This is a genomic window from Streptacidiphilus fuscans (assembly GCF_015690355.1).
Lineage (GTDB): Bacteria > Actinomycetota > Actinomycetes > Streptomycetales > Streptomycetaceae > Streptacidiphilus > Streptacidiphilus fuscans.
The window spans coordinates 383,883-400,463 of record NZ_JADPRT010000003.1 but is presented as its reverse complement, the minus strand read 5'-3'; the positions used below and the strand labels follow the sequence as shown (position 1 = coordinate 400,463).

The window sequence follows — 16,581 nt, the reverse complement described above, 5'->3', positions numbered from 1 at the left end:
CACCATCGCAGGGGCCCCCCCGCGGGGGGGGCCCCCCCCCCCCCCCCGGGGGGGGGGGGCCCCCCCCCCCCCCCCCCGCCCCTCGGATGGTGCAACCACATGCGGCAGCACACGCCCACCTTGTCCCGCCTTGCCCACAGGCAGGTCAGAGTCGGGTGACTTCGCCGTCCATGACCGCGTAGCGCGTTCCCTTGAGCGCCTCCGGGACGTCCTCGGGGACCGCCGCGGTCACCAGCACCTGCTCGCCTGTCGCCACGCGCTCCGCGAGCCTCTCGCGGCGTCGCGCGTCCAGCTCGGCGAAGACGTCGTCCAGGATCAGGACTGGCTCACCGCCGTCCGCGCGGAGCAGGTCGTAGGAGGCCAGACGCAGCGCCAGCGCGTACGACCAGCACTCGCCGTGCGAGGCGTACCCCTTCGCGGGCAGCTCGCCGAGCCGCAGGCCCAGCTCGTCGCGGTGCGGGCCCACCAGGGTCAGGCCGCGCTCGATCTCCTGCTTGCGGGCCGCGCCCAACGCGGCGAGCAACGCCGCGTGCAGCGCCTCACGGCCGCCGCCCAGCGGCACCCCCTCGCCCATCGACGAGCGGTACTCCAGCACCGTCCCGCCGCCGCCCGGTGCCAGCTCCTCGTACGCGCGCGCCACCAGCGGCTGCAGCGCGGCGACCAGATCCAGCCGCTGTGCCAGCAACTCCGCGCCCGCACGGGCCAGATGGTCGTCCCAGACGTCCAGCGTCGACAGCTCCACCCGGCCCGAAGAACGCCGGGCCATCGCCGCCGACTTCAGCAGCGCGTTGCGCTGCTTGAGCACCCGCTCGTAGTCCTGCCGGACGCCCGCCAACCGCGGCGCACGCAGCGTCAGCAGCTCGTCCAGGAAGCGACGGCGCTCGCCCGGGTCGCCCTTCACCAGGGCCAGGTCCTCGGGCGCGAACAGGACCGTCCGCAGCAGGCCCAGCACGTCACGCGGGCGCACGTTGTCGCTGCGGTTGATCCGCGCCCGGTTCGCCCGGCCGGGGTTCAGCTCCAGCTCGATCAGCGTCTGGCGCTCGTCCCTGACCACCATCCCGCGCACGATCGCCCGCTCCGCGCCCTGACGGACCAGCGGGGCATCGCCCGCGACCCGGTGGCTACCGAGCGTGGCCAGATAGCCGACCGCCTCGACCAGGTTGGTCTTCCCCTGGCCGTTGGGCCCGGTGAACGCGGTGACGCCCGGGTCGAGCGGAACCTCGACCCGGGCGTAACAGCGGAAGTCGGCCAGCGACAGATGCGCGACGTGCACAGCTTCCTTCGCAGGTTGTGGATGAACTACCGGCTCGCTACTTGCTCTCGACCGCGTGGCCGCCGAACTCGTTGCGCAGCGCCGCGATCATCTTCATCTGCGGCGAGTCGTCCTGGCGGGACGCGAAGCGGGCGAAGAGCGAGGCGGTGATCGCCGGCAGCGGCACGGCGTGGTCGATGGCCGCCTCGACCGTCCAGCGGCCCTCGCCGGAGTCGGCGGCGTAGCCCTTGAGCTTGTCGAGGTGCTCGTCCTTGTCGAGGGCGTCCACGGCCAGGTCCAGCAGCCAGGAGCGGATGACCGTGCCCTCCTTCCAGGAGCGGAAGATCTCGCGGACGTCGGTGACGCTGTCCACGGCCTCCAGCAGCTCCCAGCCCTCGGCGTAGGCCTGCATGATCGCGTACTCGATGCCGTTGTGGACCATCTTCGCGAAGTGGCCCGCGCCGACCTTGCCGGCGTGCACGGAGCCGTACTCGCCCTCGGGCTTCAGCGCGTCGAAGATCGGCTGCACCTTGGCGATGTCGGCGTCGGAGCCGCCGTACATCAGGGCGTAGCCGTTCTGCAGGCCCCAGACGCCGCCGGAGACGCCGCAGTCGACGAAGCCGATGCCCTTCTTCGCCAGGTCCGCGGCGTGCTTCTCGTCGTCGGTCCAGCGGGAGTTGCCGCCGTCGACGACGACGTCGCCCGGCTCGAGCAGCTCGGCCAGCTCGTCGACGGTCGACTGCGTCGGCCCACCGGCCGGCACCATCACCCACACCACGCGCGGCGCGGCGAGGGAGCCGACCAGCTCCTTCAGGCTCGCCACGTCGGACAGGGCGGGATCGCGGTCGTAACCGATGACGGTGTGACCCGCGCGGCGGATGCGCTCGCGCATGTTGCCGCCCATCTTGCCGAGACCGATGAGTCCGAGCTGCATGATCAGTCCTTCGTTGTGTGCTGACTGTCCGCGGCCCCGTTGCCGCACCAATCCCCGAGCCTATCCCCGCAGGGCGGGAAGGGGCGCGGGGAACTGCGCGAGCAACCACCCACCGCGCCCCAGGTGGTGCAACCGTGGGCTGGGGCAGGTCGAACCGTCAGCCGGACAGGCGAACGGGCATGATCAGGTACTTGTACGCCTCGTCGGCCTCGCTCTCCTGCGAGGCCTTGCCACTCAGCAGCGCCGGCTTCGTCGCCGTGGTGAAGCTGAGCTGGGCGATCGGGGAGTCGATGGCCGACAGGCCGTCCAGCAGGTAGGCCGGGTTGAACGCGATCGAGATGTCGTCGCCCTCGAGGTCCGCGTCCAGCCGCTCCGTGGCCTGCGCGTCGTCGCCGGAGCCGGCCTCCAGGATCAGCACGCCCTGCTCGAAGTTGAGCCGCACCGGGGTGTTCCGCTCGGCGACCAGGGAGACACGCTTGACGGCGTCCACAAAGGCCTGGGTGCCCACCGTGCCGACCGCGGAGAACTCCGTCGGGAAGAGCGAGCGGAACTTCGGGAACTCGCCCTCCAGCAGCCGCGTGGTGGTCCGGCGCCCGGCGCCCTCGAAACCGATCAGGCCCTCGCCCTTGCCACTGCCGGCCAGCGCGATGGAGACGCTGTCGCCCGCGCTGAGCGACTTCGCGGTGTCGAGCAGGGTCTTGGCGGGGACCAGGGCCACCGCCGACAGGCCGGGCTGCTCCGGCTTCCACAGCAGGTCGCGGACGGCGAAGCGGTAGCGGTCCGTCGCAGCCAGGGTGACCCGGTCGTCCTCGATCTCGACGCGGACACCGGTCAGCACCGGCAGCGTGTCGTCGCGACCGGCGGCGACGGCCACCTGGGCGACCGCGGCGGCGAAGGCGTCACCGGGGACCATGCCGGAGACCGTCGGCATCTGCGGCAGAGCCGGGTACTCCTCCACAGGCAGGGTGGGGAGTGTGAATCGCGAGCTGCCGCAGACGACCAGCACGCGCACGCCGTCGGTGGAGATCTCCACAGGCCTGTTGGGAAGCGAGCGGGAGATGTCCGCGAGCAGACGACCGGAGACCAGGACCGTGCCCGCCTCCTCGACGTCCGCCTCGGTCTCGACGCGGGCCGAGACCTCGTAGTCGAAGCCGGACAGGCTCAGCGTGCCCGTACCGCCCTCGCTCTCCGCCGTCAGCAGCAGCCCGGCGAGCACCGGCACCGGGGGCCGGGCCGGGAGGCTGCGCGCGGCCCAGGCCACGGCCTCCGCGAGGACGTCACGCTCGACCCGGAACTTCACCGGTAACCGCCTCCTGAGGTGGATGTCGCTCTGCGCGTCGGTGCGCGCACGCGCTCTCTCTGTTCATCTGCACTGCATCTACGCGGCATCTGGACGGGCGGTTGAGGGCCCGCGACGGAGGGGATGCTCCATGCGTCCGCTCCTGTTGCCGAGGAACAGTCTGACGCATACCACGGACAGCTGAGGCAGATGGGCCGAAGTCGGTCTCGAACGCGTGGCCAGTCCGCGTTCTCCACAGATCCACCGCCCACCTTCTTTTGGATCAAGACCGAGCTATCTCTAGTGGGTAGTAGTAGTAGGCCTTGTGGAAACCGTGGATAACCCCTTCCTGCGCAGGTCGAGGCCGCTTTTTCATCCACATTCCCTGGGGACGGCCACGGTGGAAAAACTAGCGGCCCTGTGGACGTAACCCCCGCTGTGCACAGGGTTCCTGGCTTGTGCACAGGTTGTCCACCACACCGTCCCCAGCTTTTCCCCCGGTTACCCACAGCCCCGATGGCAACATCACGGGGACCAATTCGCTCGACCCAGTGAAATGGCCCACGATGTTGCCGTTCTGTGGACATTCTTGTGGAGAAACGAGCCGATGCTGGGGATAACCGGGCCAAGCCTGGGGACAGCGCGTGGATAACCTCGGTGGCCGGTTGACGGCCGCTCAGTTCTCCACAGGCTGTGGATGACTGGTTCCCACATACCCACAGGCAGGTGACCTGCGACGATCCTTCCAGAGCGGCAGTGCCTGTGGAGCGATTCTGGATAACTCGCTTCTCCCCAGGGTGTGGACGGGCAAAGGTACCCATGACTGTGGGCAGCCGCGCCGTCCACCCACAGCCGGCGCCCCGGGAAACGACTGAGGGGCGCCCGTGGGCGCCCCTCAGCTCCGTTCCGGTGCGGGTGTCAGCTCTTGATGCGGTTGGTCAGCTCGGTGACCTGGTTGTAGATGGCCCGCCGCTCGGCCATCATCGTGCGGATCTTGCGGTCCGCGTGCATGACCGTGGTGTGGTCGCGGCCGCCGAAGGCCGCACCGATCTTCGGCAGCGACAGGTCGGTCAGCTCCCGGCACAGGTACATGGCGATCTGGCGGGCCGTCACCAGCACCCGGCTGCGCGAGGACCCGCACAGGTCGTCCACCGACAGTCCGAAGTACGCGGCGGTCTGCTGCATGATCACGCCGACTGTGATCTCCGGCCCGTCGTCCTCGCCACCCGGGACCAGGTCCTTGAGCACGACCTCCGCCAACTGCAGGTCCACCGGCGCCCGGTTGAGGCTGGCGAAGGCGGTGACGCGGATCAGCGCGCCCTCCAGCTCACGGATGTTGCGCGAGATCCGCGAGGCGATGAACTCCAACACCTCGGCAGGAGCGTTGAGTTGCTCCTGGAGCGCCTTCTTGCGCAGGATCGCGATCCGGGTCTCCAGCTCGGGCGGCTGGACGTCGGTGGTCAGGCCCCACTCGAAGCGGTTGCGCAGCCGGTCCTCCAGCGTGACCAGCTGCTTGGGCGGCCGGTCGGAGGAGATCACGATCTGCTTGTTGGCGTTGTGCAGGGTGTTGAAGGTGTGGAAGAACTCCTCCTGGGTCGACTCCTTGTTCTGCAGGAACTGGATGTCGTCGACCAGCAGGATGTCCATGTCGCGGTAGCGCTGCCGGAAGCCGTCGCCCTTGTCGTCGCGGATCGAGTTGATGAACTCGTTGGTGAACTCCTCGGAGCTCACGTACCGGACCCGGGTGCCCGGGTAGAGACTGCGGGCGTAGTGGCCGATGGCGTGCAGCAGGTGCGTCTTGCCGAGGCCGGATTCGCCGTAGATGAAGAGCGGGTTGTAGGCCTTGGCCGGGCTCTCGGCGACGGCGACCGCGGCCGCGTGGGCGAAGCGGTTGCTCGCGCCGATGACGAAGGTGTCGAAGAGGTACTTGGGGTTCAGCCGCGCCGCGGGCTCGTCCTTGCCGCCTCCGGGGAGCGAGGAGCTCCCGCTGGATCCGGTGCCGGGCCGGGGCATCGGCGAGACGGCCGGTACCGCCGGGGGCCGGCTCGCGGCAGGCGGTGCGGGCATGTTGGACGACGCCGGCGGTTCGGGCTCCGGCCGGGGGGCGAGCTCGGTGGACGACGACTCGGGAACGGCGGGCAGCTGGGCGCGCGGCTGCCGGTCCTCACCGGAGGGCGAGCCGTGCTGGCCGTGTGGGCCCTGCTGGCTGTGCTGCCCGTGCTGAACGGACTGGGGCGGCAGCTGCACCGGCAGCTGCGGCACGCTCCACTCGTCGTGGTACGCCTGGGGCTCGGCGGGCTGCTGCGGGTAGGGCGCGGGCTCCGGGTACTGCCTCGGCTGCGGTTGGGCCTGCTCCCCGTGCTGCTGGTGCTGCTGGTACCCGTGGGATTCCTGGTATCCGTGGGACTGCGGGGAATCCTGGTACGACCGGGGATTCTCCCCAGGCTGGGGATATCCGTAGCCGGTCTGCCACGACGTGGGCTGCGGCTGGTGACCCTGCTGCCCCTGGTGCTGCTGAGGCTGGTGTTGCTGGTGCGACTGGGGCTGCGGCTGGTGGGACTGCGGGGCCGGGGCCGAGGCCTGGGGCAGCGTGCCCGCGTTGGCGTCGACCACGACGGCGATCAGGATCGACCGCTGGAACTCGGCGCCGAGCAGCTCGGTGATCTGCCCGACCAGGCGGCCCTCCAGCACGCTCTTGGCGTACTCGTTGGGGGTGGCCAGCAGCGCGGTGTTGTGCATCATCCCCATGGGGTGGGTGCGCTGCAGCCACTTCTTGTCCATGGACTCGACGCTGGGGTCGCTGGCCAGTCGCTCGACGACCCGCGCCCATGCGGAAGCGAGATCGTTTGTCGGTTCAGCCACTGGTGCACGCCTTCACTGTGGGCAGGGAGGTCCATGGAAAGTCTGTCAACGGTAGGCGGGTGGCATGCCCCGATTCAAGTTGTTGTCCACAGGGTGTGGGTAGCGTGTCGCCGCTGGTCCGTGGCCGAAAGCGTGCGGCGGCTTCCGCCCGGTGTCTGCCGAGGTCAGGTCGGCTGGTTTGACCCATGGACGCCGTTCCACGTACCGTAACGAGGTCGAGTTGTCGATGGCCGCTGCCGCCTGCCCGCGGAGTCTCCTCAGTCGAGGCGCGCAGCTATCTGGCGTCGTGGATCACCGTACAGAACGGGTTATGGGGATCACGCGGACGCACGGTGACGGCCAAGCGATGTCCCGCCGCCCCTTCGATTGACCTGGAGTTACCCCCGTGAGCAAGCGCACCTTCCAGCCGAACAACCGTCGTCGTGCCAAGACCCACGGCTTCCGTCTGCGGATGCGTACGCGTGCCGGTCGTGCGATCCTCGCCGCCCGCCGCGGCAAGGGCCGCACCACCCTGTCGGCCTGATCATCTTCCGAATCACCAAGGTCGTCATGTCGTGCTGCCCTCCGAGAATCGGCTGAGGCGGCGCGAGGACTTCGCGACCGCGGTGCGGCGTGGCCGGCGAGCCGGCCGCCCGCTGCTTGTCGCGCACCTCTTCACCGGTGGTACCGGTGTTTCGCCGGAGACGGCAGGGGTGCCGATGACGGAGCCTGCAAACCCGCACGGCGCCGGGGGGAACTTTCTCCCGGCACGTGCGGGTTTTGTTGTCAGCAAGGCTGTCGGGGTCGCCGTGGTCCGGAATCGTGTCAAGCGTCGGCTACGTCACCTCATGGCCGAGCGTATCGGCCGCCTGCCCGCAGGTAGCCTGATAGTGGTACGCGCGCTGCCCTCGGCTGCCGAGGCGGAGTACGCGGACCTGGCACGCGATCTGGACTCCGCGCTGCGCAAACTGAGCGCTTCGTTGCCGACGGGAGCAGGGCAGTGACGTACCTGCTGTGGGTGGGGGTGGCACTTGCCGGGCTGTTCGCCGGCAAGTACGTGCTGCTGGGGCTGATCAAGCTCTATCAGCTCACCGTCAGCCCGCTGCTGGGACCGGTGTGCCGCTACCACCCGTCCTGCTCGCGTTACGGCTTCGAAGCAATCAAGGTCCACGGCGCGATCAAGGGCACAGCCCTGACCGCCTGGCGGATTCTGCGGTGCAACCCGTGGACTCCCGGCGGCTTCGACTACGTCCCGGAACGAAAGCACCCGGTCTGGTACCGGCGGCTTCGGAAGCCGGCCCCCCCGACCACTGCCCAAGGAGTCTGACCCGTGGGGTTCCTCGATACGATTCTCAAACCCCTGTACTACGCCGTCTCCTGGGTTGTGGTCCAGTTCCATGCCGTCCTGGGGTCGATCTTCGGCCCGAACTCGGGCTGGGCCTGGGGCCTCTCGATCGTGCTGCTGACGGTCTGCGTGCGCGCGGCGATGATTCCGCTGTTCGTCAAGCAGATCAAGTCCATGCGGACCATGCAGGCGCTCCAGCCGAAGATGAAGGTCATCCAGGAGCGCTACAAGAACGACCGCCAGAAGCAGTCCGAAGAGATGATGAAGCTCTACAAGGAGGCGGGTACCAACCCGGCTGCGAGCTGTCTTCCTCTTCTGATCCAGTCGCCGTTCTTCATGTCGCTGTACGGCGTGCTGCGTAACGTTGCCGACAAGAAGCCGTCCGGGGTCATCACCGGTTCGCTGCTGGTGAGCGCCTACAGTGCGCACATCTTCGGTGCCCCGATCTCGGCCACCTTCATCGGTTCCAGCTCGACCAGTGTGAAGGTCGTCACCGCGATCTTCATCCTGACCATGTGCTTCTCGCAGTTCCTCACCACGCGCCAGCTCATGACGAAGAACGTCGACCTCACGGTCAAGACGCCGTACATGCAGCAGCAGAAGATGATGATGTACGTCCTCCCGGTCATCTACATCTTCTTCGGTATCAACATGCCGATCGGTGTCCTGGTCTACATGGTCACCTCCAACGCGTGGACGCTGGGCCAGCAGCTGGTCGTCATCCGCCGTAACCCGACTCCGGGCTCGATTGCCTGGAAGGAGCGCCAGGCGCGCCTCAAGGCCCAGGGCAAGCTGAACGCGGACGGCACCGAGATCAAGACCTCGATCGCCTCCCTGGTGAAGGGCGGCACTGAGGCTCCCGAGGATGTGGAGCCGGAGCCGACCCCGGTGCGGGTGCAGCCGAAGCGCCAGTCCAAGTCGCAGCGTTCGTCCGGCGGCGGTCACCAGCAGTCCGGCGGTGCCGCCAAGTCCGGCGGGGCCAAGACGGGCGGCGGCACCAAGACCGCTCCGGCCCGTGGCCGGGCCACGGCCGGTGGCAGCGGGGGCAACCGCGGCGGCCAGGGCGGCGGTCAGTCGTCCAAGAAGAAGTCCTGAACCCGATCAGCCCCACCCCCACCTTCATCCGATCCACCCCCGTGCACCGAAGGAGTCGATCCGTGACGGACGGCACCGTGGCCCCCGCCGAGGGCACCACGTCCAAGAGCGAGCTGCTGGCCAACCTCGAGCAGGAAGGCGAGATCGCTGCGGACTACCTTGAGGCCCTGCTCGACATCGCCGATCTCGACGGCGACATCGACATGGACGTCGAGGGCGATCGTGCCTCCGTCTCGATCATCGGTGAGGCCCCGGGTGCGCAGCGTTCGCTGCAGCGCCTGGTGGGTCAGGACGGTGAGGTCCTGGAGGCCCTGCAGGAGCTGACCCGTCTGGCCGTGCACCGGGAGACCGGGGAGCGCAGCCGGTTGATGCTGGACATTGCCGGGTTCCGTGCCGACAAGCGGGCCGAGCTGACGACGCTGGGCGAGCAGGCTGCCAAGGACGTCAAGGAGAGCGGCGAGCCGGTCCGCCTGCGTCCGATGACGCCGTTCGAGCGCAAGGTGGTGCACGATGCCGTGGCCGCCTCGGGTCTGCGCAGCGAGTCGGAGGGCGAGGAGCCCCAGCGTCGCGTGGTCGTGCTCCCGGCCTGACCGGCCGGGCAGGTGCAGTACGTGAGTGGAACGGACCGGCCCCGTTCGCGGTGATCATCGTGATCGCTGCGAACGGGGCCGTCGTGAGTAATGGCACACAACAGCACAGGTGCGAGTAGAGGAGAGGTGCGGCGTGGAGGAGCCCCAGCCCGAGGAGTTCTCGACTGAGCTCGGGGAGACCCCGGCGGTCGCGGCTGAGATCTTCGGCGACCGGCTGGAGCTGGCCGTGCGCTACGCGGAGCTGCTGGCGGATGCCGGTGTCACGCGTGGCCTGATCGGTCCCCGTGAGGTGCCCCGGCTGTGGGAGCGGCACATCCTCAACTGCGCGGTGCTGGGCGAGGCGCTTCCGGAGAAGCACTCGCTCTCGCTGTGCGACGTCGGCTCCGGTGCCGGACTTCCCGGCATCCCGGTGGCACTGGCCCGACCGGACGTCCAGATCACACTGCTGGAGCCGCTGCTGCGGCGGACGACCTTCCTGGAGGAGGTGGTCCGCGAGCTGCGTCTGGACAATGTGACGGTGCTGCGCGGTCGCGCCGAGGAGATGGTCGGCAAGGTCCAGGTGGATGTGGTGACGGCGCGTGCCGTGGCGCCGCTGGACCGGCTCGCGGGGTGGGGGCTGCCGCTGCTCCGGCCGTACGGGCAGATGCTGGCGCTCAAGGGCGACTCGGCCGAGCAGGAGGTCGCGGAGCACAAGGCGGCTCTGCTGAAGCTGGGCGCGGAGGAGTGGTCGGTCGAGGTGATCGGCGCGGACGTGGTTTCGACGCCGACGCACGTGGTGCGGGTCAAGGCGGGCGAGAGCCCGGGCGGCGTGAAGGCTGCGGCGCGCAGGGCCAAGGCGGCCCGCGCTTCCCGAGGCGGCGTGAGGCGCCGGCGCTGAGCCGTCGGCACTGAGGCGCCGGTGCCGAGGCGTCGAGCAGGCGCATTTCAAGATCGTCAAGTGTCACACGCGTGACACTTGACGATCATGAAACGAGGACCAAGATCGTTAACTGTCACACGTGTGACATTTGATGATCTTGGTCCTCGTTGCTTCTCCCGGTCCCTCTCCCATGTGCGTCCAGGAGGCCCGCACAAACCGTCGGAGTGTCGAACCGTCAGATTCCGTATAAAACGGGCATCGTGTTGCTCGTGAAACGTCGCTCCCTGCTCAGCGGCATCCTGAGCCGAAGCCGCGAGGCCGCCCAACGCACCCGACCCGCCCGTCCTTCGAGTGAAGATCTGGCACCCAGGGGGCTGGAACGTCCCCAACTGCCCCCCGTGCCCCGCAAGCTGCGCGATGATTCTGGCGACAGCCCGGAAACAGAGGGGGGCGGACCCGTGTCAGCCGAACTTCCTGCCGTCGTCGAGCCGGTTCCTGGTCCCAGGACGACATCACGTGTTGTCCATCCCACACCGTCGCATGAAACACTGACGGACATGCAGGACTCCGACACCCCTCCGCTTGCGGACGACACCCCGATCGGTCGCGCGGCCCAGGCCGCGGTCACCGTCATGGCCCGCGTGGGCGAGCCGCTGCCGCGTCCTGCGCAGACGCGCGTGATGGTCGTCGCCAACCAGAAGGGCGGCGTCGGCAAGACCACCACCACGGTGAACCTGGCCGCCTCACTGGCGATGCACGGTGCCCGCGTCCTGGTCATCGACCTGGACCCGCAGGGCAACGCGTCGACCGCGCTCGGCATCGACCACCACGCCGAAGTCCCCTCCATCTACGACGTGTTGGTCGAGGGCAAGCCGCTGGCGGATGTCGTCCAGCCGGTGCTGGACGTCGAGGGCCTCTTCTGCTGCCCGGCCACCATCGACCTGGCCGGCGCCGAGATCGAGCTGGTCTCGTTGGTGGCCCGCGAGAGCAGGCTGCAGCGGGCGATCGCGGCCTACGAGCAGCCGCTCGACTACATCCTGATCGACTGCCCGCCCTCGCTGGGCCTGTTGACGGTCAATGCGATGGTCGCCGGTCGCGAGGTGCTGATCCCGATCCAGTGCGAGTACTACGCGCTGGAGGGTCTGGGGCAGCTGCTGCGCAACGTGGACCTGGTCCGGGCGCACCTCAACCCGGAGCTGCACGTCTCCACCATCCTGCTGACCATGTACGATGCGCGCACCCGGCTGGCCTCCCAGGTCGCCGAGGAGGTGCGCAACCACTTCACCTCGGAGGTGCTGCGCACCAGCATCCCGCGTTCGGTCCGCGTCTCCGAGGCGCCCAGCTACGGCCAGACCGTACTGACCTACGACCCGGGTTCCACCGGTGCGCTGTCCTATCTGGAGGCCGCCAAGGAGATCGCCCTGCGCGGCGCCCAGGCGGATGCCGCTGCCGCTGACGCGACCTACGTTGCGGACGGGGTACCGGGCGTCTACGCCCAGCAGGCCCGCACGATCGAAGACCACAGCACGATGGAGGGGCAGAGCACGATGGAGGGCCACCGGTGAGTGAGCGTCGTAGGGGTCTTGGCCGTGGGCTGGGAGCGCTGATCCCGGCTGCGGCGTCACCGGCCACCGCGCCGGTTCCGGGGGCGGCCTCGCCGTCGTCCCCGTCCGCTGTGCCGGCGTTGGGTTCGGAGCGCGGGGTGGCCGCGGTCAAGGTGGCCGGGCTCGGCGGACCTGGTGGTCCCGCGTCGATCCCCGTCGGCACTGGGTCAGGGGGCGGAACGAGCACCCTGGAGCGCGATCCGGCGCCGGTCGTCACCACGGTGGTCGAGGACGATTCCACCGAGCTTCGCCCGGTCGAGGGTGCCTACTTCGCCGAGGTACCGCTCGACTCGATCACGCCCAACCCGCGGCAGCCGCGTGAGGTCTTCGACGACGAGGCGCTGCAGGAACTGGTCACCTCCATCAAGGAGGTCGGCCTACTCCAGCCGGTCGTGGTGCGTCAGGTCGGCCCGGAGCGCTATGAGCTGATCATGGGTGAGCGCCGCTGGCGTGCCTCCCGTGAGGCGGGCCTGGACGCGATCCCGGCGATCGTCCGCTCCACCGACGACGAGAAGATGCTTCTCGACGCGCTGCTGGAGAACCTGCACCGGGCACAGCTCAACCCGCTGGAAGAGGCTGCCGCCTACGAGCAGCTGATGTACGACTTCTCCTGCAGCCAGGGAGAGCTGGCCGACCGGATCGGCCGGTCCCGTACTCACGTCAACAACACGCTGCGGCTGCTCAAGCTCTCGCCGTTCATCCAGCGGCGGGTGGCGGCGGGCGAGTTCGCCGCCGGGCACGCGCGGGTGCTCTTCCTCATCGACGACGAGGAGACGCGGGAGAAGCTCGCCGCCCGGATCTCCCCCGAAGGCCTGTCCGTGCGTCAGCTGGAGGAGATCGTCACGCTGATCAACTCCGAGCAGCCGACAGCGTCGCGCAAGCCGCACGTGCCGCGCGCGGGTCGTCGCGTGTCGCCGGCGTTCGCGAGTCTGGCCAGTCGGCTCTCGGACCGTCTCGACACCCGGGTGAAGGTGGAGCTCGGTCAGAAGCGCGGCAAGATCGTGGTCGAGTTCGCCTCGGTGGAGGACTTGGACCGGATCCTCGGCTCGTTCGCCCCGGGCGAGGGCGCGCTGCTCCGCCAGGGGCTGGAGGGGGACGGCGGCCACGCCGAGCCCATCGAGGAGGAGCAGGACTGAGCAAGATCGCCAAGTGTCACACGTGTGACACTTGGCGATCTTGAAAAGTGCAGGCGCTGTCGGCGCCGTCGAGGCCCCCGTGTTTCATCGGAAACGCGGGGGCTTCTGCATGCGTGGGCGGCGGGCTCGGAGGATCCGTCTCCGGGCTGCTCCGTGATCATGCTGTCAGTGAGTCGACTCTGCGCTTATCGTGGAGCTATGGGACGCAGGCTGGTACCGCTCACGCTCGACTCGCTCGCCGATCTCCCACTGCCGTGCCGCTCGTGCGTCTTCTGGGAGTTGGACCCCGTCAGCGGTGAGGCGGCCGTCAAGGACGGGCGGGCGGAGCAGGAGAAGGAGTCCTGGATCTCCGCGGTGCTGCTGGAGTGGGGCTCCTGCGGGAGGATCGCCTATGTGGACGACGTCCCGGTCGGCTTCGTGCTCTATGCGCCGCCCGCGTACGTGCCCCGTGCCTTGGCCTTTCCGACCAGCCCGATCTCCCAGGATGCCGTGCAGTTGATGACAGCTCGGGTCCTGCCCGGGTATCAGGGCCAGGGCATCGGCCGGACCTTGGTGCAGACGGTGGCCAAGGATCTGGTGCGCCGCGGCTTCAAGGCGATCGAGGCCTTCGGCGACGCGCGCTGGGCGGAGCCGGGGTGTGTGCTGCCGGCTGACCATCTGCTCGCCGTCGGCTTCAAGACGGTGCGTCCGCATCACCGCTATCCGCGACTGCGGCTGGAGGTCCGTTCGGCGATCTCCTGGAAGGGCGAGGTGGAGGTCGCGCTGGAGCGGTTGCTCGGTGCGGTGCAGAAGGAACCCTCGCTCCGGCCGCTCTGATGCGGGGTCTGCATAGGTGAGGGCGGTGGCGCAACAAAGACCAAGATCGTTAACTGTCACACGTGTGACAGTTAACGATCTTGTTTGTTCTGGTCGGTGCTTCTTCAGGCGAGGGCGTGCGGCAGGTGCAGCATGCCCGTCGGGGAGTCGTCCTCCGGCGGCAGGTAGACCCGCTGGACGGCCACGGCGATCGCCTCGACGGCCTGCGCCCGGATCTCCGGGGAGCGCAGCCGCGCCGCGTCGTCCGCGTTGGTCAGATAGCCGAGCTCCAGGCGCACGCAGGGCATCCGGGTCGAGCGCAGCAGCGTCCAGGAACGGGCGTGGCTACGGAGGTCGCCCAGGCCGCAGCGGGCCACCAGCTCGCGTTGGACCAGGCCGGCGAACTGCTTGCCCGTGTGGGACCAGCGGCCCCGGGACTCGTCGCCGAAGTAGTAGCTGGCGACGCCGCCGATCTCGGGGTTGGCGTGGCCCTCCAGATGGAGCGAGATCATCAGGTCGGCGCCCGTCTGGTTGGCGAAGCGGGCCCGCTCGGTCTCGTCGGGGTCGCTGTCCAGCGTGCGGGTGAGATAGGTCCGGACGCCCAGCGCGGTGAGGCGTCCTTCCAGGCGGCCGGTGATGTCCCATACGAGTGCGGCTTCGGAAAGACCGTCCGCCGACAGCACGCCGTGGTCGTCGGCGCCGTGGCCCGGGTCGATGACGATGACCTTGCCGCTGAGCGCCGGGCCGGAGTGGCGCAGCATCTCGGTCTCCCGCATCACGTGCGGTGCGCCGCCGACGACGGTCCGGGAGAGGCGCTCCAGGACGACGAAGGTGGTCGGTCCGAGCGTGCCGTCCGGATGCAGGCCCATGTTGCGCTGGAACTCGCTGACCGCCTGTGCGGTGACGGCGCCGTAGATGCCGTCGACCCGGCCGGGGGTGAACCCCATGTCGAGCAGTCGCTGTTGCAGGTGGGCGACGTCGTCGCCGACGACCATGTTGCTGGGGATGTAGGTGAGGACCCGGTCGCCGAGCCGCCAGCGGGCCTCGTTGAGGTGACGGTAGGTCTCCGGCCCGACGATGCCGTCGGTCGTCAGGCCGCGCTGCTGCTGGAAGTGACGGATCGCCGCGTCGACCTCGACGTCGAAGAGTGCCTCGGCGGAGGGGATGACCCGGCCCCCGGGGCGGGTCGGCGGGGTTTCCGGCAGGAGGCCGAGCAGGGTGAGCTTGAACCGGATCTCGGCGACCGCGGGACCGGTGTCCCCGAGCTTCCAGTGGTACGCGTGGGAAGGGCGCTGCTGGGACATAGCCAAGATCGTACGCCGAGGCCCCCATGATTCACGGGAAACATGGGGGCCTCGGGTGAAGATCCGTCCGGATCTCCTGCTGTCAGGCCAGCCGTGCGAACGAGCGGCGGACTCAGCCGATGAACTCGGCCAGGTCGCGCAGCAGCGCGCTCTTCGGCTTGGCGCCGACGATGGTCTTCACGACCTCGCCGTTCTGGTAGACGTTCATCGTCGGGATGGAGAGCACGCCGTACTTGGCCGGGGTGCCCGGGTTCGCGTCGATGTCGATCTTGGCGATGGTGAGCTTGTCAGCGTAGTCGCGGGCGATCTCCTCCAGCGCCGGGGCGACCTGGCGGCACGGGCCGCACCAGGTGGCCCAGAAGTCGACCAGAACGGGCTTGTCGCTCTTGAGGACCTCGGACTCGAAGGTGTCGTCGGTGACGGTGATGGTGGCGCCGGCCACGGGATCTCCTCAGGGGTAGCGGGTGAGTCGGTGAAGTACGGGCGGTCGAGCAGGCGGTCGGACCTTGGACCAGTCAGACCTCGTGCGGTCAGACCTGGCGCGGTCAGACTGCGGCGGTGACGGCCGTGTCGGCGTGCGCCTGCGCGGCCAGGAAGCGCTCGGCGTCCAGCGCGGCGGAGCAGCCGGTGCCCGCAGCGGTGATCGCCTGACGGTAGGTGTGGTCGACGACGTCACCGGCGCCGAAGACGCCGGCCACGTTGGTGCGGGTGGACGGCGCGTCCACGCGGAGGTAGCCCTCGTCGTCCAGCTCCAGCTGGCCCTTGAAGAGCTCCGTGCGCGGGTCGTGGCCGACCGCGATGAAGAGCCCGGTGACGGGGAGCTCGCGGGACTCGCCGGTCTGGGTGTCCTTGAGCGTGACCGAGCTGAGCTTGCCGCCCTCGCTGTGCAGCTCGGCGACCTCGCTGTTCCAGGCGAAGGAGATCTTCGGGTCGTTGAAGGCGCGCTCCTGCATCGTCTTGCTGGCGCGCAGCGCGTCACGACGGTGGATCACGGTGACCGACTTGGCGAAGCGCGACAGGAAGGTCGCCTCCTCCATGGCGGTGTCGCCGCCACCGACCACGGCGATGTCCTGGTCGCGGAAGAAGAAGCCGTCACAGGTGGCACACCAGGAGACGCCACGACCGGAGAGCTGGTCCTCGTGCTCCAGGCCGAGCTTGCGGTGCTGCGAACCGGTGGCGACGATCACCGCGCGGGCGCGGTGGACGTTGCCCTCGGTGTCGGTGACGGTCTTGATCTCGCCGGAGAGGTCGACGGCCACGATGTCGTCAGGGACCAGCTCGGCGCCGAAGCGCTCGGCCTGCGCGCGCATGTTGTCCATCAGCTCCGGGCCCATGATGCCGTCACGGAAGCCGGGGAAGTTCTCGACCTCGGTGGTGTTCATCAGCGCACCGCCGGAGGACACCGAGCCCTCGAAGACCAGCGGATTGAGGGAGGCACGCGCCGTGTACAGGGCGGCCGTGTAGCCGGCCGGGCCTGAGCCGATGATGATCACGTTGCGGACGTCGCTCACTGAATCTCCTGAATGCATCGCACCGGGTTGCCGGAC

16 protein-coding genes are annotated in these 16,581 nt (G+C 69.0%); 9 read left to right on the top strand and 7 right to left on the bottom strand.

From position 1 onward, the window contains the following. Positions 1-145: 145 nt before the first annotated feature. The 4 genes from recF to dnaA all read right to left on the bottom strand — a co-directional run bounded on the left by recF (position 146) and on the right by dnaA (position 6,327). Entirely contained in the window at positions 146-1,273 is a 1,128-nt protein-coding gene (gene recF, locus I2501_RS08965) for a DNA replication/repair protein RecF (RefSeq protein ID WP_196193329.1), read from the bottom strand. Positions 1,274-1,310: 37 nt separating this feature from the next. Next, the gene (gene gnd / locus I2501_RS08960; RefSeq protein WP_196193328.1) at positions 1,311-2,186 is read right to left on the bottom strand and encodes a phosphogluconate dehydrogenase (NAD(+)-dependent, decarboxylating); all 876 of its coding nucleotides are present in this window, start codon (positions 2,184-2,186) and stop codon (positions 1,311-1,313) included. A gap of 157 nt (positions 2,187-2,343) precedes the next feature. After that, a complete protein-coding gene (gene dnaN / locus I2501_RS08955) occupies positions 2,344-3,486 on the bottom strand; it encodes a DNA polymerase III subunit beta (RefSeq protein WP_196193327.1) in 1,143 nt (380 codons plus the stop codon). 897 nt (positions 3,487-4,383) lie between these two features. Then, positions 4,384-6,327 (bottom strand): chromosomal replication initiator protein DnaA, encoded by a 1,944-nt coding sequence (gene dnaA, locus I2501_RS39130; protein ID WP_196193326.1) that lies wholly within the window; start codon positions 6,325-6,327, stop codon positions 4,384-4,386. Positions 6,328-6,712: 385 nt separating this feature from the next. Between dnaA and rpmH the strand changes: the two genes are divergently transcribed. The 9 genes from rpmH to I2501_RS08905 all read left to right on the top strand — a co-directional run bounded on the left by rpmH (position 6,713) and on the right by I2501_RS08905 (position 13,751). Further along, positions 6,713-6,850, top strand: a complete 138-nt coding sequence (rpmH, locus tag I2501_RS08945; RefSeq protein ID WP_196193325.1) for a 50S ribosomal protein L34 — start codon at positions 6,713-6,715, stop codon at positions 6,848-6,850. Positions 6,851-6,881: 31 nt separating this feature from the next. Continuing rightward, positions 6,882-7,310, top strand: coding sequence for a ribonuclease P protein component (gene rnpA, locus I2501_RS08940; protein ID WP_196193324.1), 429 nt, complete (start codon positions 6,882-6,884; stop codon positions 7,308-7,310). Between the two features lie 35 nt (positions 7,311-7,345). Continuing rightward, positions 7,346-7,633 (top strand): membrane protein insertion efficiency factor YidD, encoded by a 288-nt coding sequence (yidD, locus tag I2501_RS08935; protein WP_196193636.1) that lies wholly within the window; start codon positions 7,346-7,348, stop codon positions 7,631-7,633. A 3-nt stretch (positions 7,634-7,636) separates the two neighbouring features. Then, on the top strand, positions 7,637-8,746 hold the full coding sequence (gene yidC / locus I2501_RS08930; RefSeq protein ID WP_196193323.1) for a membrane protein insertase YidC: 1,110 nt from the start codon (positions 7,637-7,639) through the stop codon (positions 8,744-8,746). 62 nt (positions 8,747-8,808) lie between these two features. Further along, positions 8,809-9,336, top strand: coding sequence for a Jag family protein (locus tag I2501_RS08925; protein ID WP_196193322.1), 528 nt, complete (start codon positions 8,809-8,811; stop codon positions 9,334-9,336). Between the two features lie 133 nt (positions 9,337-9,469). After that, positions 9,470-10,213, top strand: a complete 744-nt coding sequence (gene rsmG / locus I2501_RS08920; protein ID WP_196193321.1) for a 16S rRNA (guanine(527)-N(7))-methyltransferase RsmG — start codon at positions 9,470-9,472, stop codon at positions 10,211-10,213. Positions 10,214-10,752: 539 nt separating this feature from the next. After that, on the top strand, positions 10,753-11,760 hold the full coding sequence (locus tag I2501_RS08915) for a ParA family protein (RefSeq protein ID WP_328806279.1): 1,008 nt from the start codon (positions 10,753-10,755) through the stop codon (positions 11,758-11,760). Next, a complete protein-coding gene (locus I2501_RS08910; RefSeq protein WP_196193320.1) occupies positions 11,757-12,935 on the top strand; it encodes a ParB/RepB/Spo0J family partition protein in 1,179 nt (392 codons plus the stop codon). Before I2501_RS08915 ends, I2501_RS08910 begins: the two co-directional genes overlap by 4 nt. 198 nt (positions 12,936-13,133) lie before the next feature. Then, positions 13,134-13,751 carry a GNAT family N-acetyltransferase gene (locus I2501_RS08905; RefSeq protein ID WP_196193319.1) on the top strand — a complete coding sequence of 206 codons (618 nt, stop codon included), beginning with the start codon at positions 13,134-13,136 and terminating at the stop codon, positions 13,749-13,751. Positions 13,752-13,855: 104 nt separating this feature from the next. On the opposite strand, the gene I2501_RS08900 is transcribed toward I2501_RS08905, so the two are convergent. The 3 genes from I2501_RS08900 to trxB all read right to left on the bottom strand — a co-directional run bounded on the left by I2501_RS08900 (position 13,856) and on the right by trxB (position 16,545). Next, entirely contained in the window at positions 13,856-15,034 is a 1,179-nt protein-coding gene (locus I2501_RS08900) for an N-acetylmuramoyl-L-alanine amidase (protein WP_196193318.1), read from the bottom strand. Between the two features lie 112 nt (positions 15,035-15,146). Beyond that, the gene (trxA, locus tag I2501_RS08895) at positions 15,147-15,476 is read right to left on the bottom strand and encodes a thioredoxin (protein ID WP_196193317.1); all 330 of its coding nucleotides are present in this window, start codon (positions 15,474-15,476) and stop codon (positions 15,147-15,149) included. Between the two features lie 103 nt (positions 15,477-15,579). Next, positions 15,580-16,545, bottom strand: a complete 966-nt coding sequence (gene trxB / locus I2501_RS08890; protein WP_196193316.1) for a thioredoxin-disulfide reductase — start codon at positions 16,543-16,545, stop codon at positions 15,580-15,582. Positions 16,546-16,581 lie beyond the last annotated feature (36 nt).

Bases quoted from the DNA above. Each gene is read 5' to 3' on its own strand.
- I2501_RS08900 (WP_196193318.1), bottom strand. From the start codon at position 15,034: ATGTCCCAGCAGCGCCCTTCCCACGCGTACCACTGGAAGCTCGGGGAC.
- I2501_RS08905 (WP_196193319.1), top strand. From the start codon at position 13,134: ATGGGACGCAGGCTGGTACCGCTCACGCTCGACTCGCTCGCCGATCTC.
- gnd (WP_196193328.1), bottom strand. From the start codon at position 2,186: ATGCAGCTCGGACTCATCGGTCTCGGCAAGATGGGCGGCAACATGCGC.
- I2501_RS08915 (WP_328806279.1), top strand. From the start codon at position 10,753: ATGCAGGACTCCGACACCCCTCCGCTTGCGGACGACACCCCGATCGGT.